Annotated in this window: 17 protein-coding genes, 1 pseudogene and 1 riboswitch; of the genes and pseudogenes, 2 read left to right on the top strand and 16 right to left on the bottom strand. The window is 68.4% G+C overall.

Annotated elements, in window-relative coordinates; all coding sequences use genetic code 11:
• Positions 1-8: 8 nt before the first annotated feature.
• Positions 9-1,043: a MoxR family ATPase gene (locus tag AB0M51_RS02525; RefSeq protein WP_344189692.1), complete on the bottom strand. Its 1,035-nt coding sequence runs from the start codon at positions 1,041-1,043 to the stop codon at positions 9-11.
• A 243-nt stretch (positions 1,044-1,286) separates the two neighbouring features.
• Here AB0M51_RS02525 and AB0M51_RS02520 point away from each other — a divergent pair, with 243 nt between their 5' ends.
• Positions 1,287-2,129, top strand: coding sequence for a hypothetical protein (locus AB0M51_RS02520; RefSeq protein WP_344189694.1), 843 nt, complete (start codon positions 1,287-1,289; stop codon positions 2,127-2,129).
• Between the two features lie 85 nt (positions 2,130-2,214).
• Here the strand turns inward: AB0M51_RS02520 and AB0M51_RS02515 are convergent, their stop codons facing one another.
• The 8 genes from AB0M51_RS02515 to AB0M51_RS02480 all read right to left on the bottom strand — a co-directional run bounded on the left by AB0M51_RS02515 (position 2,215) and on the right by AB0M51_RS02480 (position 11,594).
• Entirely contained in the window at positions 2,215-2,469 is a 255-nt protein-coding gene (locus AB0M51_RS02515) for a hypothetical protein (RefSeq protein ID WP_344189696.1), read from the bottom strand.
• 25 nt (positions 2,470-2,494) lie between these two features.
• A riboswitch (guanidine-III (ykkC-III) riboswitch) is annotated at positions 2,495-2,558 on the bottom strand.
• Between the two features lies 1 nt (position 2,559).
• Positions 2,560-3,408, bottom strand: coding sequence for an aldo/keto reductase (locus AB0M51_RS02510; protein WP_344189700.1), 849 nt, complete (start codon positions 3,406-3,408; stop codon positions 2,560-2,562).
• Between the two features lie 74 nt (positions 3,409-3,482).
• The gene (locus AB0M51_RS02505; protein ID WP_363747787.1) at positions 3,483-5,939 is read right to left on the bottom strand and encodes a LamG-like jellyroll fold domain-containing protein; all 2,457 of its coding nucleotides are present in this window, start codon (positions 5,937-5,939) and stop codon (positions 3,483-3,485) included.
• A gap of 79 nt (positions 5,940-6,018) precedes the next feature.
• A complete protein-coding gene (locus tag AB0M51_RS02500; protein WP_344189704.1) occupies positions 6,019-7,038 on the bottom strand; it encodes a lactonase family protein in 1,020 nt (339 codons plus the stop codon).
• The gene (locus AB0M51_RS02495) at positions 7,035-8,609 is read right to left on the bottom strand and encodes an alpha/beta fold hydrolase (RefSeq protein ID WP_344189706.1); all 1,575 of its coding nucleotides are present in this window, start codon (positions 8,607-8,609) and stop codon (positions 7,035-7,037) included. Before AB0M51_RS02495 ends, AB0M51_RS02500 begins: the two co-directional genes overlap by 4 nt.
• A 58-nt stretch (positions 8,610-8,667) precedes the next feature.
• Positions 8,668-9,597, bottom strand: coding sequence for an oxidoreductase (locus tag AB0M51_RS02490; RefSeq protein ID WP_344189708.1), 930 nt, complete (start codon positions 9,595-9,597; stop codon positions 8,668-8,670).
• A 40-nt stretch (positions 9,598-9,637) separates the two neighbouring features.
• The gene (locus AB0M51_RS02485; protein ID WP_344189710.1) at positions 9,638-11,104 is read right to left on the bottom strand and encodes a M4 family metallopeptidase; all 1,467 of its coding nucleotides are present in this window, start codon (positions 11,102-11,104) and stop codon (positions 9,638-9,640) included.
• A gap of 175 nt (positions 11,105-11,279) precedes the next feature.
• Complete coding sequence (locus AB0M51_RS02480) at positions 11,280-11,594, bottom strand: winged helix-turn-helix transcriptional regulator (protein WP_363747784.1); 315 nt, start codon at positions 11,592-11,594, stop codon at positions 11,280-11,282.
• 73 nt (positions 11,595-11,667) lie between these two features.
• On the opposite strand from AB0M51_RS02480, the pseudogene AB0M51_RS02475 reads away from it, so the two are divergent.
• Positions 11,668-12,115: pseudogene (locus AB0M51_RS02475) on the top strand (alpha/beta hydrolase).
• 594 nt (positions 12,116-12,709) lie between these two features.
• Here the strand turns inward: AB0M51_RS02475 and AB0M51_RS02470 are convergent.
• From AB0M51_RS02470 to AB0M51_RS02440, 7 genes are all read right to left on the bottom strand, one after another.
• Positions 12,710-13,573, bottom strand: coding sequence for a M48 family metalloprotease (locus AB0M51_RS02470; protein WP_363747782.1), 864 nt, complete (start codon positions 13,571-13,573; stop codon positions 12,710-12,712).
• Positions 13,574-13,808: 235 nt separating this feature from the next.
• Entirely contained in the window at positions 13,809-14,864 is a 1,056-nt protein-coding gene (locus tag AB0M51_RS02465; protein WP_363747780.1) for a hypothetical protein, read from the bottom strand.
• 108 nt (positions 14,865-14,972) lie between these two features.
• On the bottom strand, positions 14,973-15,896 hold the full coding sequence (locus tag AB0M51_RS02460) for a hypothetical protein (RefSeq protein ID WP_344189714.1): 924 nt from the start codon (positions 15,894-15,896) through the stop codon (positions 14,973-14,975).
• Positions 15,897-15,902: 6 nt separating this feature from the next.
• Positions 15,903-17,909, bottom strand: a complete 2,007-nt coding sequence (locus AB0M51_RS02455; protein WP_363747777.1) for a hypothetical protein — start codon at positions 17,907-17,909, stop codon at positions 15,903-15,905.
• Entirely contained in the window at positions 17,906-21,073 is a 3,168-nt protein-coding gene (locus AB0M51_RS02450) for an ATP-binding protein (protein WP_363747775.1), read from the bottom strand. Before AB0M51_RS02450 ends, AB0M51_RS02455 begins: the two co-directional genes overlap by 4 nt.
• Entirely contained in the window at positions 21,060-21,632 is a 573-nt protein-coding gene (locus tag AB0M51_RS02445) for a hypothetical protein (protein ID WP_344189720.1), read from the bottom strand. Before AB0M51_RS02445 ends, AB0M51_RS02450 begins: the two co-directional genes overlap by 14 nt.
• The gene (locus AB0M51_RS02440; protein WP_344189722.1) at positions 21,632-21,922 is read right to left on the bottom strand and encodes a hypothetical protein; all 291 of its coding nucleotides are present in this window, start codon (positions 21,920-21,922) and stop codon (positions 21,632-21,634) included. The genes AB0M51_RS02445 and AB0M51_RS02440 overlap by 1 nt, the downstream gene beginning before the upstream one ends.
• Positions 21,923-21,931 lie beyond the last annotated feature (9 nt).

Raw genomic sequence — 21,931 nt, 5'->3', positions numbered from 1 at the left:
GTTGGGCACTAGACGAACTCCGGGCGGCCCTGGCCGTCGTTGCCGTCGCGCCAGACCGGCTGCGGCGGTGGGACGGTGGCGAGGATCCGCTCGATCACGGCCCGCGGGTCGATGTTGTCCGCGACCGCGTCGAAGGTGAGGCCGAGCCGGTGGCCCATCACGTCCAGCGCGACGGTCTGGACGTCGCTCGGCAGCAGGTAGTCGCGGCCGTGGATCAGCGCCAGTGCCCGGCCGGCCGCGATCAGGCCGAGGGTCGCCCGCGGGCTGACGCCGAGCTCGATGATCGGCTCCAGGTCCGGCAGGTGGAAGTCGGTCGGCGTGCGGGTCGCCATCACCAGCCGGACGGCGTACTCCGCGACCAGGTTGTGCACGAACACCTGCTCGGCGGACCGCTGCAGCTCGAGGATCGTCTCCGGCTTCAGCACCTGCCGCGGCGCCGGCGGGTCGACGCTCATCCGGCGGAGGATCTCGAACTCCTCGTGGCCACGCGGATGCGGTACGTCGATCTTCACCAGGAACCGGTCGCGCTGCGCCTCGGGCAGCGGGTAGACGCCCTCGGACTCGATCGGGTTCTGGGTGGCGATCACGATGAACGGCTTCGGCATCGGGAAGGTCTGGCCGCCGATCGACACCTGCTGCTCGGCCATCAGCTCGAGCATCGCGGACTGCACCTTGGCCGGCGCCCGGTTGATCTCGTCGGCGAGCACGAAGTTCACGAACGTCGGGCCGAGCTCGATGTCGAAGGCCTCCCGGGTCTGCCGGTAGATCCGGGTGCCGACGATGTCGGACGGGACCAGGTCCGGGGTGAACTGGATCCGGGCGAAGCTACCGCCGACCACGCTGGCGAACGTCCGGACGGCGAGCGTCTTGGCGACACCCGGCACACCCTCGAGCAGGCAGTGGCCCTTGGCCAGCAACGACACCATCAGGGTCTCGACCATGTGCTCCTGGCCGACGATCACCCGCTTGACCTCGCCGACGGCCTCGCCGATCAGCCGGGACTGCTGGGCCACCGTTCCCGCCGGCACCGTGGTTTCGGTCATGCCTGTCCTTCCGGGGCTCGTACCCGAGCCTTGTCATTCCCCACTCGCAACTCGGCCATTCCATCAGATCACCGGGGCCAGCGCCTCCGGCGCCCCGTCCCATCCTGCCCCTGGACCCAAATCCCCGCACCTTGTGCACGACGTCCGTACGCCCGGCGCCACGGCGTACGGACGTCGTGCCCAAAGTGCGCTGGACAGGAGCGGCGGCGACAGTGCTACCAGGGATGTGGTGGGATTGGGGTGATGACCGCGACCGAATCCCAGCCTGAGGTGCAGCCTGACGACCGGCCTGCGCTGGAGATTCCGGACGCCCTGCCGCTGCAGCCCGAGGACCCGCCGCGGGTCGGCGAGTTCTGGCTCCGCGGGCGGCTCGGGGCGAACGCTGCCGGATTCCTGTACACCGCCGCCACCGAGGACGGCCGGGACGCGATCGTCGCGATGATGACCGAGGGTTCGGCCGACGACGCGGCCGCCCGGGAGCGGTTCGTGCACGCGGTCGACGAGCTGCCGGCGGACGCCGTGCTGGCGCACAACGACTCCGACGACGACGATCTCGCGCTCTGGGCGGCGTTCGGGCCGATCCGGGCCGACGACGGGTCGAGCGCGGCGTCCGACGAGCGGCTGCTCGCCGAACGCCGCGGTGAGGACGTGCTGTCCGCGGTCCTGATGGACCGGATCCCGCAGCCCGGGAAGCTCCGCGGACCGGACTTCCGGCACTACTGGGAGAACCGGCGGCGCCCCGGCCTGTTCCGGATCTGGCCGCTGCCCTGGCCGAACGCCCTGCGCCCGGCGTCGCGCTGGGCGCTGGCCTTCGCGTTGCTGACGATGGCGCTGATCATGGCGCTCGCGGTCTTCCTGGCGTGGCTGCTGTTCCGGCACGCCGCGCCGCTGGAGCCGGAACCCGTGATCCCGACCCCGACCGGGACCACCACGGTCACCGTCACGCCGACGACGCCGCCGCCCGGCACCGGCTCGGTCTCGCCGACCACCGGTCCGTCGCCCTCGGTGACGCCGACCACGGGCATCCCGACGCCGGCGCCGACCGGGTCACCCGGCTCGGCGAGCACTCCCGGGTCGAAGCTCTAGGGCATGTCTCCTGATCCCACGTCGTAGCGAGGAGGTGCTCGGTGCGGCGAGGTGCCGTGCCGAGTGCCCCGCAGTAGGCGTGGGATCAGGAGACATGCCCTAGGGATCTGCTGCGGAGGTTGATCAGGCCGAGCAGGCTGATCACCGCCCAGCTGCCTTCGAGCAGCAGGAAGCCCCAGGAGAGCTGGACGGCCGCGATCGTTGCCAGCACCCCCGATCCGAGCAGGTTCAGCAGCTGGTAGGTGACTGTCCGCTGCTGCAGGCGTCCGGCCTGGGCAGCGGCGAAGGCGATCAGAATGGTGACCGCACCAACGATTTCGAGGACATCGAGCGCGTGCATGAGGACGGCCCCCTCCGTTGAGGGCTGGGCGTCGTCTTGTCCGACCGGGTACGGCGCCGCTCGTCCGGGGAGCTGCTGGACCGCGAACTCCTACTCCGAGGATAGCAAGCGGCCCAGCTCCTGGTCCTTCCAGAGCCGCTCGGGAACCGGCTGCCGGACCAGCGCGGCGTCGGCGCGGATCTCGGCCGGGGACGCCGCGGTGATGAGTACCGAGGTGACCGCGGGATGCCTGCCCGGGAACGCGAGCGCGGCTTGCGGCAGCGAGACGCCGTACCGCTCGCAGACTGCCGAGATCCGGCGGGCTCGCACGGTCTCGGGCTGCAGAACGAGCGCGCCGGCAACGAGTACGGAGACGCCGCGGGCGAGGCAGGTGTCGAGGAGCGGCTTGGCCTGCTGGTCGATCAACGAGTAGCGATCGGTGAGCAGCACGCAGTCCAGCTCCACGTTCCGCACGGTTTGCTCAAGCCCTGCCCAGTCCCCGCCCACCACCCCAACTGCCCGCACAAGCCCGTCGCGCCGCAACTGCCCCAGCACGTCGAACACCTTGCCCGGAATCCCGCCCGACGCTCGTTCCTCGGGTGTGCTGTGGGGTGCGTGCTCCGGCTGCGGGGCCTGTTGAGCGAAGGCGACGTCGATCGCAAGACCCAGGCGCTCGGCGCTCTTCCGGATCGACTCCTCCGGGTCCTCCCCCAGCACCCTCGTCGACACCAGGAGCTCACCCCGCGGCCGCCGCTGCAGCGCCGTACCGAGCCGTCGCTCGGACTCGCCGTACGCGGGTGACGTGTCGAAGAACCGGATCCCCGCCTGGTACGCCGCGTCGACCGTCGCGAGCGCCGTCTGCTCGTCCGGCTCGCCGAGGTGCGAACCGCCGAGCCCGAAACGTGGCGGCCGGAACCGGACCGTGGAACGCGGGGCAAGCAACTGGCTGGGTACGGCCATCGCACTCACCTCCGCCGGTCGGGTACCTCCAGGATCAGGGCTCGGCGAACTCTTCGCATCTCGAATCCGGGATCTCAGCGCCCGGAGCGGTACAGCGCGTCCACCTCCGCATCCGTCAGGGCCCGGTCGTACAGGTGGACCTGGTCGACCGTCCCGTCCAGGAAGTCGACCTGGCTCCCGCCGAACTTGGCGCGCCCGACGACCGTGTTCCCGGTCGACCCGGAATCCAGCGAGCAGGCGGACTTGGTCGCCACGAGCTGACCGTCGACGTACAGCTTCAGCTCCCCCTTCACCACGTCCCGTACGCCGGTCACGTGGTACCACTGCCCCGGATTCGGCTTGGTCGGGGCGAGCGCGCGGATTCCGGGGAAGCTCATCGCGAACCGCTGGTCCTGCCCGGAGTACTGCAGGAAGAACGCACTGTCGCGATCGCCGTCCTGGCTGACGAACGTCTGGAACGCACCGTCCACCTTGTTCAGCTTCACCCAGGCGCTGGCCGTGTAGTTCTTCGTGGTGTCGAGCAGCGCCGCTCCGGTGTCGACGTACTGACCGGCGCCGTTCAGCACCACGCCTTGGCCGTTCTTGCCTTCGCCGTAGACCGCGCCCTGCTCGAGCGTCGCATCGTTGTTGCCTACGGCATCCTCCCCGGAGCCGTCGAGCGGATAGAAGTGGATGCCGTCGGCACCGGGCGTCCCTGGCCCGGGATCCGGCACGCCGGCGCCGCTGCCGTCAGCATTGTCGACAATCTGCTTGTTGATTGTCCGCACCTGGGCGAAGTCCATCTTCGGCACCCGGCGGTCGTAGGTGAAGAAGCCGTTCAGCTCCCCCTCGACGTCGGTGATCTGCGTGTAGACCGATCCGCTGATCCCGCACTGCTGCGCGGATCTGAGCACGTTCGCCTGGTTCTCGACGTACTTGCGGGTGAGCGTCGCCGAATCCGGCTCCATCTCGTACGCCGACCCGTCGCCGAACCACATGTGATCCGGGACCTTGAGCCCGAACCCGCCGTGCTCGCCGTCCACCGCGGCCCGGTCCGCCGTCGGCGTCGTCGTCGCCGGGCCGAGGTACGCGTGGTAGTCGATGATGTTGCCGCGGCCCGAGTCGCCGTGCGAGTTGCAGCAGTTCACGCCGCTGTGCGCGTCGACGAGCCGGGACGGGTCCTGCGCCGCGACCGAGTCCGCGACCTGGCCGGTCTCGGTCCGGTCCCATTCGCCCCAGCCCTCGTTGAAAGGCACCCAGACCGTGATCGAGGTGAAGCTCTTGTGCTCCTCGACCATCTCGTGCAGCTCGGACTTCCACTGGGTACGCCAGGGCTCGGGCATCGCGTCGGTCTTCGAGGCCGGCATGTCCTGCCAGACCATCAGCCCGAGCTTGTCGGCCCAGTAGTACCAGCGGTCCGGCTCGACCTTGATGTGCTTGCGGACGGTGTTGAACCCGAGCCGCTTGTGCTGCTCGAGGTCGAAGCGCAGTGCGGCGTCGGTCGGAGCGGTGTTCAGCCCATCCGGCCAGAACCCCTGGTCGAGGGTGGCCAGGTTGAACAGGATCTTGCCGTTCAGCGCCATCCGGAGCTTGCCGTCGGCCCCCTTCTGCAGGCCGACCTGGCGCATCCCGGCGTACGACCCGACCTGGTCGACGACCTTGCCGCGGTCGATCAGCCGGACCTTCAGGTCGTACAGGAACGGATGGTCCGGCGACCAGGTCTTCGGGTTCGGGATCCGGAGCTGGAGCTCGGTGCTCGCCGGACCTGTCGTCTTGCCGACAATCCGATTGTTGTCGTACGCCGTCACCTCGACGTCGAGGCCGCCGGGGCCGGTCGTCTCTGCCTTCACCTTGAGTGTCTGGTCCGGCAGGTCCGGGGTGGTCTGCAAGCGGCTGATCGAGGCGGTGCTGACCGGCTCCATCCAGACCGTCCGCCAGATGCCGGAGCTGCCCTGGTAGAAGATGCCGTGGTCGCTGACCTCGCGCTGCTTGCCGATCGGCTGGTACGTCTCGTCGGTCAGGTCCTCGGCCCAGACGATCAACTCCTGCGGACCCTTCGCGTGCAGGGCGCTGGTGACGTCGATGTCGAAGCCGTCGTACCCGCCGCGGTGCGTGGCGACCTGAACGCCGTTCACCCACACCTTCGCGTCGTAGTCGACCGCGCCGAAGTGCAGCAGAAGCTGCTTGCCCTTCCAGCCGGCCGGGACGTCGAACGTACGGCGGTACCACATCCGGTCCTCGTGCTTCTGGAGGCCGGACAGCGCGGACTCGATCGGGTACGGGACGAGGACCTTCTCCTGGAGCGTGCGACCGATGGGTGGGGCCTCGTTCGGCGCCGCGGCGGACCACTCCCAGAGGCCGTTGAGGTTGCGCCAGTCGGGGCGGGTCAGCTGGGGCCGCGGGTACTCAGGGAGCGCGTTCGTGGGCGAGACGTCCGCGGTCCAGGGCGTGGTGAGCGGCGGGGTGCCGACATGCCAGTCCGGTGTCGCCTGGGCCGACGGGACGAGGAGCGCCGACGCGACGAGGGCTGCTGCGGTGAGGATCTTGAGCATGGGCAGGGTCCTTTCGGGGCGGGAAAGGGCACCTTTATGACAGCGCTCTCACCACAAAAGCGCAAGGGCTCGCGCATGATCAAACATTGACGCAGACCGGGGTGGAGGTGCTGAAGTCACTCGTCTGCGTCAACGTGCCGTCGGCCTGGTCGACCGCGAACGTGGTGACGTTGTTCGACTTCTGGTTCGCGACGAACAGCAAGGTGCCGGTCGGATCGAGCGCCGCGTGCCGTGGCCAGTCGCCGCCGCAGCTCGGCGTACCGACCAGTTCGAGGTCGGCGCCCGCGACGCGGAAGATCGCGACGCTGTTGTGGCCCCGGTTCGTCACGTAGACGAAGCGGCCGTCGGCGGACGTCAGGATCTCGCCCGGGTAGTTCTGCGGCCCGGTGGGCGCGGCCGGCCGCGTCGCGAGCGGGGCGAGTACGCCGTCGTCGTACCCGCAGATCGTCACGGTGCTGTCGAGCTCGTCGGCGACGTAGGCGTACCTGCCTCGGACGACGAGATGCCGCGGACCGGCACCGGCCTTGAGTTTCGCCTGGCGCTTCAAGCTGAGCTTGCCGGCGGCGAGCGTGTACGTGTAGATCGAGTCGGTGCCGAGGTCGACGGCGAGCACGTATTCGCCGGCCTGGACAACCTGGTGGGCGTGCGGTTCGGCTCCCTCGTGCTCGACCAGGTCGGTTTGTTGCCCGAGGCTCCCGTCCGGGTTGATCGAGTGGACGGCGATGTCGCCGGATCCGTAGTTCGCGCTGAGCAGATGGCCGTCGATCTTGGCGAGGTGGCAGGGCCCGGATCCCTTGTTGGGTTGACGATTGAGCACCTTCGGCGTCGCGGAGACGTCGATCGCGGTGACCCCGCCGGCATCCTGCTCGTCGACGGCGTACAGGAGGTTCCCGTCCCGGATGACGAACGACGGATCCGGTACGCCGGCGACCGTCCCGGCCCTGGTGATCCTGCCGCGGCTGTCGTACGTCGCGATGCCGACGCCGTCGCCGTACGTCCCGAGATACATCGTGCCGCCGGCGGTTCGCGGCCGGAGAGCGTGATACGTGGGGACGACGGCCGCGGTGAAGGCGAGGAAGGCCCGGCGGCTGACGGTCATGCCGCCACCGGGACGCTGATCGACGAGGGATCGCCGGCCGGCGAACTGAAGGTCACCGTCGACCCGATCACGCTCCGCCCGAGGTACCGCGGATCCACGGTGTCCACCACGAGCACGAGGTGGTGCCCGGCCGGGACCTCCCAACTCGTCGCCTCGAGTTGTACGTCGACCGCGACCGCCTTCCCCGGCGTTGCCCCGCGCAACGTATACGGCTTGTGCGACATCAACGACCCGACACCGAGCGCGTCGACGTCGTACAGATACGCGAACAACGAGGTAGAGGCCGCCGACGGGCGGACAGTGACATGCAGCTTCGCCGCACCGTTCACCACAGCCGCCTTGGCGAACGCCGGGCCGGACCACATGCCCGCGAACGACCGGTCCACCAGCGGCGTCGCAACCCCTGTGGGGATTGTCAACAATCCTTGCAACGCACCGGAAACCAACGCGACCCCGCTGTCCGCCACCGTCGGCACCCCGGCCCCGATCGCCCGGCTCCACCCGGTCGACTCCTGGCCCTGCAGCGCCCCCGCCTTGGTCAGGTACGACGTACGCTCCTGCCCGACGGCCTCCCAGCTCGGGTACCCGCGCCACACGCCGCGCTGCGACTTGAGCTGCACCGGCGCTTCCCGGTCAGCCCCGTTGTCCGCGCCGGTCAAGTAGTGCCGCAGCCAGCCGGCGAGCTCGTCCCAGGTCTCGTTCGGCAGCCCGACAGCGCCGGTCGCCTCCGGCGTGGCGTGATCGCCGTGCGCCAGCAGCAACCGCTTCGGCCCGGTCAGCCGGGTGAAGAAGTCCGTGTACTGCGAGGGCGGGAAGATCGAGTCCTCGAACGCGTTCGCCAGGAAGATCGCCGGCTTGTTGGCATTCAGATTGTCGACCATCGTCGCCGCCGACCGCACCGGCGACAACTGCTTCGCCTCCGCGATCGCGCCGTCGAAGTCGCCGCTGACGAACTTCGACTGCAGCGATGCCATCTCCGGCCCGGGCCGCCCGGTCACGTTGCCCAGGGCAAGCAGACCGGCCACTGCCTGCAGCGCGACCGTGTCGTTCGGGTCCAGCGACCGGATCAGGTCCGCCCAGCCGCTGAGCGCCCCGACTGCCTTGATCCGCGGGTCCTTCGCGGCCGCGAGCAGCGCCGTACCGGCGCCGTACGAGATCCCCACCGCCGCGACCCGACTCGTGTCGGCGGGCGTGTGCTGCCCGGCCCAGTCGATCACCTTGCTGACATCCGCGACGGTCGGCGGCCCGGCGATGTCGATCCCGCCGCCGGTGTCCCAGAACCCGCGGCTCGAGTACGAGATCACCTGGAACCCGGCCGTCGCGAGCTTCGCGCCCTGACCGACGTACTCCGCGTTCGGCAGGCCCCAGCTCGACGGCATCACCACGAGCGGGAACGGGCCGTCCCCCTGCCCGGTCGGCGTCAGCACGGCGGCACCGATCTCGATCCCGTCGGCCCCGGGGATCCGCTGGTACGACGTACTGAAGCCGGCCGTGACCTGACTCGCCTCCGCCCGTGGGCCGATCGTGATCAGCGTCAGGGCGACTGCGAGGGCGGCAGCAAGTCTGCGCACGAGATACCTCCGGCATCGGGAACTACCGGAGGGTAACCAAAAAGCTACCGCTCTGTCACTACCTCGGCACGGTGAGTGCGGGATCCACCCCGGTCGCCTCGACCGACCAGGCCCACAACCGTTGCGCCAGCTCCGGGTCCTGCGCCGTACGCGACGGCAGCACGACCTTCGGCGTGCCGCGGTACTCGAAGAAGGCGGGCCCGACGAACGACCCCGGACGCAGGTCCGCGTACGTCGCGGCGTACAGACTCGGCCACGCACCGGCCGCAGCGGACTGCGCGACCAGCCGCGTGGCGGCGCGCCACAGCTGCGCCTGCAAGGCACGGCCCGCAAGCTCCGGCCCAGCGGCCTGCAAGTGCGTCGAGGCGTAACCGGGATGCGCGCCGACGCTCAGCAGCTGAGCACCGGCCGCCCGTGCGCGACGGTCGAGCTCGAGCATGAACAGCAGGTTCGCGAGCTTCGACCGGCTGTACGCTTCCCACTTCCGGTAGCTGTCCGCGGGCCGGCGCAGGTCGTCCTCGCTGACGCCACGGACGCCCTTGTGCATGAACGAGCTGACCGTGACGACCCGGCTGCCTTTGAGCAGCACCGGCAGCAGCCTGCCGGTCAGCGCGAAGTGACCGAGATGATTCGTCCCCAGCTGCAGCTCGAACCCGTCGACAGTCTGCCGGTACGGCGGCGCCATCACGCCGGCGTTGTTGATCAGCAGCTCCAGCCGGTCGTACGTCGCGAGGACCTCGTCCGCGGCGCGCTGCACACTCGCCAGATCGGCCAGGTCCAACTCGAGCACCGTCGGCGCCCGGCCACCCTCCTGGGTCAGCCGCTCCGCCGCCCGCGCCGCCTTCTCCGGGTTGCGCGCGGCAACGATCACGTCGGCGCCGTGCCTGAGCAGTTCCAGCGCGGTCTCGTACCCGATCCCGCTGGTCGCGCCGGTCACCAGCGCCCGCCGTCCGGTGAGGTCGGGAATGTCCGCCGTACTCCAGGTCATGCGCCCACAGTAGTGGTGCGGGCGCACGACCTGGCCGGCATCAGAGGATCTTGCGTGCCTTGAACGCGTCGGTCACCGTCTGCGCGGCGGCCTTGCCGTACAGCAGCCGGGCAGCCTGCACGGTGTCCTGCGCCGCACTCGCGAACGAGGTGTCCGGGTCATAGAAGAACGTCGCCTCGAGGATCAGCTTGTCCGCCTTCGCCCGGCCGAGCGACTGCTGGATGTCCCACAGCGCCCGCGACCAGATCTCGCCGTCGTCGTGGACCTCACCGTCGATGTCGTCGGTCGTCTTGGTCCCGTCCGTACGGCGCAGGCAGTGCGGCTCGTCGGTCGTGTACGACGTCGCGTCCCAGTCCATCACGCACGGCAGGTTGAAGCCCTTGCTCACCGGGACCGAGTTCGTCACGGCCCAGTAGTCGCCGAACCCCTCACCGATCGCGCCGGCCTGCTCCGACTCCCCGAAGCCCGGTACGACGTCGTCCTGGATCGCGTGCCCGTACTCGTGCCAGATCACCTCGGCGTCCTCGGCGTCGTCGACACCGCCCTCACCCGTGGTGATCATGTCCGTCGACGGGTCGTAGAACGAGTTGTCCCCGGCGTACGTGTCGACGCTGAAGTCCTGCGACTCGTTGTTGACGTCCTTGAACCCGAGCTTCTGGATGTACTCCTGCGTCTGGTTGATGTGGTAGTACACCATCACCTGCTCGAACTTGTCGTTCGCCCGCTGGTACACGAAGGTGTTGGTCTTGCTCTGGGCGATCCCGCCCTTGGCCTCCTTGATGTTGACGTAGGAGCCGTCGAGCTTCCCGGACCCGTCCAGATTCCGCAGAATCACGTTCTTCTGCGCGAGGAACAGCGCGTCCTGATTCTTGTCGTTCATGTCGGTGAGCTTCTCGTTCTGCTCACTCACCACCGGATTCGGATCGAACACCGACCCACGCCCGTCGATGTTGTCACTGATCACCTTCGACTCGACGACGTTGCCCGTCTTCGCGTCAACCAGCGACCGCGTAACCCCCTCGGTCGACCGACTGGTCACATTCCAGACAACCCGCGCACCCGGCCCACCAACGACCGCCAACTGAGCGGCCCCACTGGTCGCGGTCGGCTGCACCAAGGCACCCTTCCCCGGCCGCGCGATCCGGGCCCGATCGGCCCGCGCGGTCACAGCCGCATTCGCAGTCTTCGTAGCGGCCGCCGGCGCAACCGCGGCACTCACATCAAGCCCCGCCGGCACGGCCTCCCGCCCGTCCGCAACCTCAACGGCCCCGTCCTTGCCGACATGCTTCGCGTAGTACCCGTTGACAACCGGCAGCCCCTTGAACGTCTGCTGATACCAGTAATGCTTCCCCAGCAAGGACGTCTTGGTCTTGATCAGCTTCAGTCCGTTCGGGTTCGTCGCCACAGCATTCGGCGCCGCCCCCGCAGCACTCGTGAACGACAACCCCAGCGAAACAGAGGCCAGTCCGGCGGTGACGGCCAGCAGCGCCTTACGGCGTTTCGTCATGTTCCCTCCCACTTTCGTGTTGCGTAACGCAACCACTACGGTCCGTCGAACCCTAGTTCCGCGCAGTACTCACTGGGAAGCAGATCGTGACGAGAATCGCCAGCGGCAAGGGAAATCCTTGCTCAGTCGAGCGGGAGCGCCTTCGCCGGGCACTCCCGCAGTACCAAAGAAGTACTCACCGGCCCGAGCCGTCCGGCGTCGGCCGTGTGGATGTCGAGGAGAAGCAGTCCTCGCCGGTCAGCCGGTACGTTCTCGCAACCTCGGGCAGCGACGCGAACAGTTCGAGCGCCTCGCGGATTCGGGCGTGCGTCGTACGGACCCGTACTACGGCGTGAATGTTCAGCCCGACCCGCGCCGGGTCGACGACCGGCCGATACCCGGCGATCACCCCGGACCGCTCCAACCGCTGGATACGCGCCGACACCGCCGGCTGCGACAACCCCACCTTCCGCCCGATGTCAGCCCCGCTCAGCCGCCCGTCGACCTTCATTTCATCCGCTGAGGACGCCGTACGGCGATGACTCCGCCATCGTGGCAGCCATCCCATCCGCTCGGAGACTCGAATGATCCCCGGCCTGGACGGCTCCGACGAACACCACTGGCAGTCCTACCAGGAGACCTCACTCCCCGCCGTACGCATCCAGCCCACATCCTGGACCTCCCCCGACCTGCCCGACTGGACCAACGCCATCACCCGAGCCGTCGAGGCCAAGCCTCGGCTGCCACGCCCTCTCCCACTGGCTGACCACACAAGACTCAACATCCGTCCGAGGCGCCTTCCTGGTCGCCCCACCGGACCCCAACGCCCCCACGTTCCCCGCCGACCGCCTACCAACCTTCACATCACTGCCAGGCAGACCCCTAGGCGTCCCAGCCGTCCTGATAGCCAGCACCAACGACCCGTACTGCACCATCGAAGCCGCCACCCGCCTCTCCCAAGCCTGGCAAGCACCACTGATCCCCCTGACCGACCTAGGCCACATCAACTCCCCCACCAACCTCACCACCTGACCCCAAGGCCACCACCTCCTAACCACCTTCGAATCCGCCCTACCCACCCCCTAAACACAACAGCCCGACCCCAGAGGGATCGAGCCGTTGTGCGAACCCGCAAAAGCAAGCCACCCGCAGCCACGACCGGCAAAGCCCCGAACACCGCAGCACGCACCTCGCTCAGGATCCTGAATCAGATTCGGGGTAGGACCCGGAAGACCCCCGCAACACCCGTCCCGTTGTCGACGACCACACAGGACACCGGAGCGCCGAACCCCGCACCAAGTCGGCGCTCGCGCTACGCTTTCGAAGGTCGGCGGAGGTGCTCTAACACCGTTGAGGCCGACCAGACCGCGGCGCATCCAGGACCCAACTCCGTGCGCCGCGGTCTGCTCCAAGATTTCTCCGCACCACGATCTGCATTGTCGCGATCAACCTGCCATCTTGAGCCAGTACGCCCCGCTTCCGATGATCTCGTATCGCCAACAGAGGGCCTCTAATACCGTGAAGTCGATCGGATCGCGGCGCACTCTGTCGTGTGTGGACGTTCAGTGGGCGCGGATCGCTGAATCACCCCTCAGCACAGATTTGGCCCCGTCACGACTGGCCGTCCTAAAACCCGGCGTTTCCCCAGGCTGCGGGCGGGATGCCACCAGCCTGCTCGATTGTGCGTACGCGTTCGACCAGGGATGGCGTGCTCGACATGACCTGCGCTCGTCGGCTTATGTCCCGGCCGAGGTCTTGCTGATGCTGCATCTGCCAGCCGTACAGCACCTGCACCAGGGTGGTGCCGTATCCGAGCATTGCGGCCTTCTTGTCAGCCTCTTTGACGCGCCATCGATTGAGCCAGGCGAGCAGCGGCGGAGCGATGAACGGGGTCAAGAAGAGGAACGGCCAGACGTAACCATGACCAAAGGTGATCGCCGCCAGCACAATGCCGGCGTAGGACAGGACGACGAATCCGCCGATGATGCATCCGAGTGCAGGTACTCGCCTCATCAGCCGCGCGATTGCCCGCACGACGATCAACCCGCCACGCGCCGGGATCGAGTACCAGAAGTCGACCAGGCTCAACCAGGCTCGACCGCCCAGGTGATGGCTCAACTCGTGAGCCAACGCTGCCTCCAGGTGCTGCGGAGGCAGGGTGTACAACGCCCAGCGAGTCACGGCGACAGTGTGGCCAGGAGTAGGCGTTGCATTTACCTCCTCGGACTCCTGAATCCAAAGCGAGAAGCGGCTCTGTGACGCATCAGCCCGCAGAAGCAATTGGTGCCACACCGGTCCGAGCCGCTGCTCCTCGACAAGCGTGGGCCTACGCAGTCGGAACAGGTGCTTCGCCAGCAGTTCCTCTGTGGCCGGCACGAAGATCAGACCTACTGAGAGAATCCAGACCGCAAGTACGATCCAGCCCCAATTGAAGCCGATTGCTCCCGCAACCCAAACAACCAGAACCAGGCTCCAAAAGAACCATGGCACAGCCGAAAGCAGCGCCGTCCACGCAGATGCCTCAGGGAGAGCACGGCTGCGTCGGTCCGACTGCGCACCGGCGGGCCCGGGCAGCGGCTGTGGCACATTGGGCGGCGGATAGCCCTGGCTGTGAGGATCTGCGTGCGGTGGCTGGCCTTGCTCGGGTCCCTGGACGCCACTCTGGTCGTAGGGATCGCCAGGGCCGGTCATCGGTGGTGCCTCCTGTGGGTTGGGCGGGGGTTGGCTACCACAGTGACACGTGGACGTGGTCGAAGTGGCCGCCGGTGGCGTCGGTGGGGTTGTAGACGCCGCCGCCGTTGTACGGGATCCAGGTGCCGCGGCGGGCGGACCAGATCTTGCCGTACCAGATGACGTAGTGGACACCGGTCTGGCCGGCGGTCTTGATGGCCCAGTTGGCTATCTGGTCGCCGCGGGCGCGGGCGGGCGCTGACTTTCTGGCATCCGCGCCGACCATGACGTCGCAGGCCTTACCGCGGGGGTGGTCGCTCGTGGGGTTCCAGACATGGGCATCCCAGCAGCTCATGCTCAAGGTGCCCAGGTTCTTGCGGGCCTCGGCGACCCAGGCCGCGGTACGCGGGGTGACCAGACCACCGGTTCCGGTCGGGTCTGTGACCGTCGCCTTCTGTTCAGGCCAGACGCCGTTGACCGGCTTGCCGCTGTTCAGGTCGCCGCCGGACTGGTCGCAACTGTTGTCTTGTACGCCGTCGACAACCGATCCGCCGGGCGGTGCGCCCGCCCGGCCCGCGTACGGGTTCCCGGACCGGGTCAGGTCGATTCCGGCTGCCGCGGCGATATCCCGCGCTTCCTGCTCACGCGTGGCATATCTGTCGGGGAACGCAGATTGCTGTACCTGCTGAGCCACGTCTCCCATCGGCATCGAGGGCCACCCGTTGATGTCCACCAGACCCGGTGGATGCCCCGGGCCCTGTCCACCGAAGAAGGCCTCGACCGCCTTTTTCGGGTCATCGACAAGCTCCTTGGCGTCGCCCCAGCCAGCGGAGGGCCGTTGCTGGAAGAGCCCGACCGAGTCTCGGTCACCATAGGTGAGGTTCTGCAGGTCTGACTCAACCAGCGCCGTCATCAAGGCGATCAGGGTCGCCTTGCCCGGCAGTCCGCGCTCAACGGCGACGCTGTCGATCAGCTTCGCCCAAGTGATTTGAAGAACGCGGAGGGGGCCCTTGGCGTTCGGGTCGGTGCCTTGGCCGGGTGCGCCGGGGCGGCAGGCCGCTTGTGTCGTCGTACCGCCGCCGAACGGCGCGAGCATCAGCAGGCTGGCCACGCCGAGCACCGCGAGCGCGGCCGCGCCTTTCGCGAACCACCCTCGACGCGCGACCGAGATGAACCCGCGACCGAGATCACCCTCGTCGAACATCGCAGACCCCCGCCGTCATGGCCCGGTACCGCCGGACACGTCGCTAATCACCCATTGGTTGTTCTGGTTGGTCAGCGTCACGAGCAGGGGGACGTCGAACCGCTGTGCGTGCTTTCCGGTGACGTCGATGGTGACCTTGACGAAGCGCATGATCCGGTTGGGAGTGTCGACCGGGGCCTCGGCGTTCGCCGGCGGAGCCGTGACGGGAGCCGCCAGTACGGTCGACTTCCCGCCGTCGGCCTTGAGGGCGTCGTACGTCGGATCGCCCGCCGCGGTGAAGCTCGACGCGACCTCATCCGTCATGTATTTCGAGCACTTCTCGACGAGCGCCGCGTACGTCTCCGCGCTCGGGTCGCGCGTGTAGAAGGCTCTCGCCCAGGTGCCGGTCACGTCGGTCGCCAGCGCGATGTCCTCGGACGAGGGGCGTTGGCTCACCGGCGGTGGGGTGGTGAGCGCGGAACTGGTCGGCTCACCCGTCTGGTTCGACTGGGTCGCCGGTGCGGTCGGGAGGACGACCGACTGGCCAGGAGTCAGCAGGCTGATCGGCGCGCCGTCGTCCTTGCTCTTGCCACCGAACAGCCGCGGCAGTCCACCGCCGACACCGAGGATGACGATCGCGACGATGACGACCAGCACCACGATCGCAATTGGGCTGGTCGGCTCGGCCTGGCGCTGGCTGCGCAGCCATGCCATGCGCTGCACGTGGTCGTCACGGCGCCAGTTCTTCTTGGCACGACGCCGCTCGCGGCCGCTCAACTCGTCTATCTCGTCGGGGTAGTCGTAGTCGTTGCTCATCAACGACCGCCAGCCTTCCGGTGCATCCGGGCGGCTGCGACCTTCGCGACGGTTGCTGTCCGAGTCCTGCGGCTCAGGTGCGCGATGACGCGACTGACCGCTGCCTTCGCGGCGGTCGTACGGCGAACGAGATTTCCTGGCCATCCGACATCACCTGCGCGTCGGGACGTGTACCGTCACGCCGTCCTTGGTGACGGTCGAGTAGTCACGGTAGCGCCGGGCCTGCGAAGGCACCGGCTTCCGCCGCGTCCGCTGCCCCTTCGGCGGACCTTCCCGCAAGCTCGCCGAATGCGTGTGCGCACGGGGCTCATAACGAACGTCGTTGGACGGCACCGGGATCGGGCGACGAGAATGCCGGGCCTTCGGCGCCTCAGCAGACCCCCGCGAACCGGAGGCCGCAGGCGCCGCAACTCCCGCACTCGTGACGGAGATCCTACGACGCTTGTCAGAGTCGTTCGACTGCGACCGCGCACGGGCCAGATTCACTGCCGAGGTACCGCGGAGTGGAGCAGCTGCAGCGGCGAGTCTCCCACCTGCGCCGCCGCCAGCCACCGACGCGCCAGGTTGGCCGCCGGCGCCCGGAGCCGGGGCGGCTCCTCCATCCGGGCGACGTCTCTCAGGTCCCGGTGACAGCTCGTACGGCGAGCCCGCGGCCGTGCCTCGTGAAAGCGAGCCGACGATCGGAGCCTGGCGATATACCCGGACCGAGGAGACCCGCTGCGACGTCGATTCCGACGCACGAGTGCGATCTCGAGCCCGCTCGGAGGGAGCAGGCGTCGGAGTTCGGGCGCCGAGAGCATTCATAACTCGCTTGACCGCACCCGTTGCACCACGCCTCGCCAGGCCGCCCAGCATGATGCTCCCCGTCCCAGGCCGCATCATTGTCGTCAGACTGTCGAGGAGTCGGCGAAGCCGGAATCCGACGATCAGGACGACGATTGCCAGTCCGGTCACCGGGAGCCAGCCCAACGGGCCGCTCAAGGTGAAGACGGCAGTCACCAAGGTCAGTGCCGTCCCGAAGACAAGCATGGCCAGGAACGATTGCAGGACAAGCCCGACCAATGCCTCGAACCAGTTCAATCCCCATTGGCGAGGCCGGCCAGGGATGATCCAGAGGCAAGCGAAAAAGACACCGACGACCAGTAGCAGCAAAGCTCCGATAAACGCCATGAGGGCAGTGAAGGCGAGACCGATGTTCAGGAACCCGAAGAGGGTCGCCGCGATTGCCGCAAGCATGACGACAGCCGTGCGACCGAACGGGTTGTCACCCTTGATCCACTTCACGGTCGGGGCATCGTTACCGCCTTCGGCGGGAACGATCACCTTGTTGACGTAATCCTTGCGCGCGTCCGCACTGACACCGACATCGAGCATCCCCTTGCCGTATCGCTCGCACGCGGAAATCGATCCGAACTCCGCGATGCACCATGGCGTGACAGCAAACCCTCGCCAACTGGCATCGGCCGATTTTCGGAGCAACGTGTCTCGCGGCGTACCTGTGAAGCCCGGCTCCGGCCAGGGAATCGGACTCTGGATCGTCGGCCCGAGAGCGTCGGAAGATGCAGTCATCACCGCGCTTGCACCCATCTGGCGCGCACCATCGACACCACGCAACCAAGTCGCCGGCGCCACCGCGAAGCTGATGCTGAGAACACCGGCGACCAGGACCCAAACCAACTGTCCCAGCGCGCTTCCCGTTGCTCGGCGCTGCATGTATGCCGCAACAGCCCCGAAGGCCAGAGCGGAAGGCAACAGCCATCCGACCAACTGCGTCCCCGTCGCTCCGATGGTGGTCGAAGTCGCATCCGTGAGCGGTTTGACGTCGGTGAACGAGAAGAGCCACCAGCCAACGGAGATCGCCGCACGGGTGATCGCCAAGATGTACATCATCACGATGTAGGCGTACCCGTTGAAGATCATGTTGAAGGTGTCAGTGAGACCCGTGTCGAAGTCCAGTCCGTAATCCATCGGGCTGTACTGCTCGAAGAGGGTTCGGGTGTCGCCATGGGTTAGGTCGGGGGTGGGGAGGAGGTCGGCGAAACCGGTGGGGTTGGTGGGGCCGGGTTTCGGGTCGGCGGCGAGGGCTAGTTGGGAGGTGATGATCAGGGAGAAGGCGAGGACGGTGGCCGCGGTGCGGAGGCGGCGTTGCCACCTCATGCGACGTGCTCCTTGTTGCCGCCTGGGCGTGGGGAGTCGTTGTCTGGGGTTTCGGAGGTCGTGGTGCCGTCGGCTGGGTACATCGCCTCGTTGTAGGCCGCTTCGTCTGCTTCTTGGTCGTAGACCTCGTCGGGGCCTATCGGGGACTCGTAGCGGAGGGGGTGGCGCTGGTCCTGGCTGCTGGTGGGGTTTGGGGTGGGGGGGTGGCCGTTTTGTTGGGCCACTGGAGGTTCGGTGGTGGCCGCCGCGGGCTGGGCGGGGGGTGCGGCCGGAGATGATGGGGCAGCGGGGAAGGAGGATTCGGCGAGGGGGGCCGAGTTTGCTGTAGGTGTCGCTGGTGGGGCTCCGGTCGCGTTCGCGGCGCCGGGAGTGCTCGTGTGACCAGCTGCACTGGAAGGCTCTGCGGTGCCGGATGCGTTGGGTGTGGCAGCGGCCGGGCCAACGTGGACCTGGCCGTTGGCGACGCCGCCGTTGGACGCCGCGGGGACTGCTCCGTTGGGCGCCGCGGGGACTGTTGCGGTGGACGCTGACGGGGCTGCGTCGTGACGCGGGGTGTCGGTGTGGGTGAGGGGGTAGCGGGCCGCGGGCTGGAAGGTGTTGATCGCCGCTTGGGCGGTGGCGGCTGGTTCCAGCGTTTCTTCGCTGTCTTCGGCGAAGGGGTCTTCCTCGGCCAGAGGCTGGTCGACGGGCTGAACGGGCCCGGCGGCGTGTTCGGATTCGGGGGTGGTGCGGAGGAGGGTGGCGACCTGCTGGCTGGGGATGTCGATCTGGACGGTGGCTACTTCGTCCCAGCGGTCGCGCATGATGCAGTGGCCGTGGCGGATGGATTTGCCGTTGGCGGCGGTGTTGATGCCTCGGACGAGGGTTTGGTACGGCGCCGTCTGGGGGCGGCCGAGGAGTTCGAGCAGGGAGTCGACCTGTTCGCGGGAGCGGAGGCTGAAGGCGAACAGGGTGGTGATCTGCTCCACCAGGCCGGGGAGTTTGAGGATCGACGCCGGGTCCTGGGTGTCCAGGACGAGGGAGGCGCCGAGGGCGCGGCCGACGCGGGCGATGTAGTCGAGGAACGAGGCGCCGTCGGGGGTCTTGGTGAGCAGGTGGACCTCGGGGACGATGACGACCTTCGAGCGGCCGCGGAACTCGCGGCGGCCGGTGGTGCGGATCATCCAGGCGAGGCAGCCGCGGAGGCAGGCCATGCCGACGCGTTCGATCGGGGACCAGGACTCCGGGGCCGACTCCGGTGACGGGAGGGTGAGTCCGGGCATCTGGACGACCCAGAGGCCTGGGTTCGTGGTCAGGGAGGAGAGGCCGGACGGCGGGCCGGCGACGACCGAGCCGAGCCCGGTCTCGACCAGGTCGCGGAGGGCGAAACCGACCGTACGGACGGTCTCCTCTCCGGAGTTGCACAGTCGCTGGATGACGCCCCAGGAGGACGGGTCCGGCGACTGGATCTCGGCCCGGGTGGCGGCGACCACCGGGGCCTCGGCCGCACCCCGAAGATGCGGCGGGAGCAGCAGCATCAGCTGGGACGGCGCCTGCAGCAAGGCGTCGTCGACCGGCAGGACGCGGAGCAGGTCCGCGGCGCCGGAGAACTGGGCGGTGATCTCGATGACAGCGGTCGGTACGCCGTACTCGGCGGCGACTGCTGATACCCCGGCGGCGTCGCCCTTCAGGTCCAGCAGCGGGACCCAGGCGCCGGCGAACGCGGAATCCAGGCCGCCCAGCATCGCGGCGGTGGTCTTTCCTCGACCGGACCGGCCGAGGAACAGCGTCGTGGTCGCGTCGCCGAGCGCCGAACCGGCGGCCGCGTCGAAGCGGACCAGGCCCGGCGTCGAGCCGGTCAGGTACCCGATCGCGGGGCCGGTAGCGTCACCGATCGACGCACCGCCCCAGAACCACGAGCCGAAGAACGCGGTCGACTCGCGGACGTGCCCGAGGTCCGGCACCCGCAACTGGTCGCCGGGCAGCGACTCGAGCCACAGGTCGCGCTGCTCGTCGGCGCCGACGGCGACCGTGATGCCGCGGTCGGCGTAGTGCGCGATGACGGCGTCGACGTACGCCTCGAGGTCCTCGCGGGTGTCCGCGCTGACCAGCAGCCGCGGGTGGTCCTCGACCAGGGTGAGGCCGCTGCGGTTGATGTCGCGCTTGACCTCGCGCATCACGCGTTCGGTCTCGACGATCTCGTCGGCGGTCTCCTCCGCGGTGCCCTTGGCGGCCGAGCGGCGCTGTTCCTTGGCGCTCTTCCGGGTCTCGTCGACGAGGTTCCGCGCGGTCTTCTTGCTGAGCACCCGGAACCGGACCGAGGCCTCGACGGTGACGTCGATCTCGTCGCCGTCGTCGTCGATCGCCTTGATCTCGGACAGCGTCCGCAGCCACTCCCCCGCGCCCGGCGTCTCGAGCTCCTCCGGGAAGTCGGTCATCGCCAGGACGGTCGTGTACGCCGCGATCTGGCCGCGGGTGTCGTAGATCCGCAGGTGGTCGGTGTACGGCACCACCCGGCCGGACGTCAGCCGGGCCAGCGAGGCGCCGGTGATCAGGCCGCGCCGGGGCGCCGCGACCGCACCGCGGTGCATCTCCCGGCTGATCAGCCAGGAGATCACCTCGGCGGGTGCGGTGTGCGCGCGCCAGACGGTCGAGCCGAGCTGACGAGCGAGCTTGCGCACCCGCTCGTCCAGGTGCGCGAGCTCACGCGCGCTCACCCGCCACGACGTCGTCCCGAGGGCGTCGCTGATCGAACCCCGGACCTGGGCGGTCGCCCGGGGGTCGCGGTCGGACAGGTGGACGCCGAGGGCGACGTACCGCTCCGGCATCCGCATCTCGTCGATCCGGTCGGCCCGGGTCTGCGCCCACGCCTCGTGGTCGCCGAGCCGGTAGTGGCCGGCCACCGAGTCGATGTAGTCCTGACCGGTGGAGCGGCCCCAGACCACCTTCAGGTGGCTGAGCCGGTCGCCGAGGATGGTCGCGGCCGCGCTGATCGCGGCGTCCAGGGCGGCGTCCTGCTCGGCCTCGGTGGCCAGGTCGGTGTTCGCGACCGAGATCAGGAACCACGCCTCGGCGCTGCGTTCGGTGACCAGCAGGCCGTCGGCGATGGCGACCAGGCGCGGCGGCGGGAGCCCCCGCTCGCGACCGACCCCCACCAGGTTCAGGAGCTTGTCAGCGATCTTCATCCAGGCCTCTTCCTGACGACGTCCTGCGACTCACCCGTTGTACGTGTTCCGCTCCCAGCAGGCGGGCCCGCTGGTTGACCGTGATGTCCGCACCCGCGCGGACCATCGGATCGACCTCCACCACCACTTCGCGATCCCACTCGGGCGTGATCCGGGCCTTCGCCAGGTCCGCGACCTTCCTGGTCGACATCCGCTCCCGCCAGGGCAGGTATTCCGACTTGTCGGCGGCCCGGGCCCCGAGGCCGATGATCGGCCGGTGCGCACGCAAGGCGTACCGGACGGCCAGCGCCCACTCGGTGACCCGGCGGCGGCGTTCGTGGAACTTCCCCGGCCGCCAGCCGAACGCGGTGATCACGAACGGCGGGACGACGTACAGGCTCACGGTGGGCTTCTGCGGTACGCCGATGAACGGGAACAGCAGCGCCACCCAGAGCACGATGACCACGGCGCCGAAGATGATCATCCGGCGGCGCGCGCCTTCGCCGAGGTCGATCCCCAGCAGGTCGTACTGCCGGGTCTCGATCTCGAAGTGGTGGGTGAGGGTACGGCCGACGCGCATCAATTGCCCCCGGAAAGCAATCCCCAGAAGCCCTTGAGCACGTTGATGGTCTGGTTGTTGGCGTAGATCAGCCCGCCGACCAGGATCCCGGCCGCGATATGGCCGAACAGCTCGCCCCACTCACGCTTGAAGTAGTGGCCGATCGCACGCAGCACCAGGATCGCGATGAAGATGTTCCCCGCGATGACCAGGACCCAGTCCTTGAAGTCCGCACCGGTCGGGACATTGGGGTTGCCGGCCATGGGCACGGCGAGCTGCACCACGCTCGCAGCCAGTTCGTGGGTCGTCATTGCGGTGTC

Origin of the sequence: Kribbella sp. NPDC051137 (assembly GCF_040682535.1) — a bacterium.
GTDB lineage: Bacteria > Actinomycetota > Actinomycetes > Propionibacteriales > Kribbellaceae > Kribbella > Kribbella karoonensis.
This window is presented reverse-complemented; position numbering and strand designations above follow the sequence as displayed.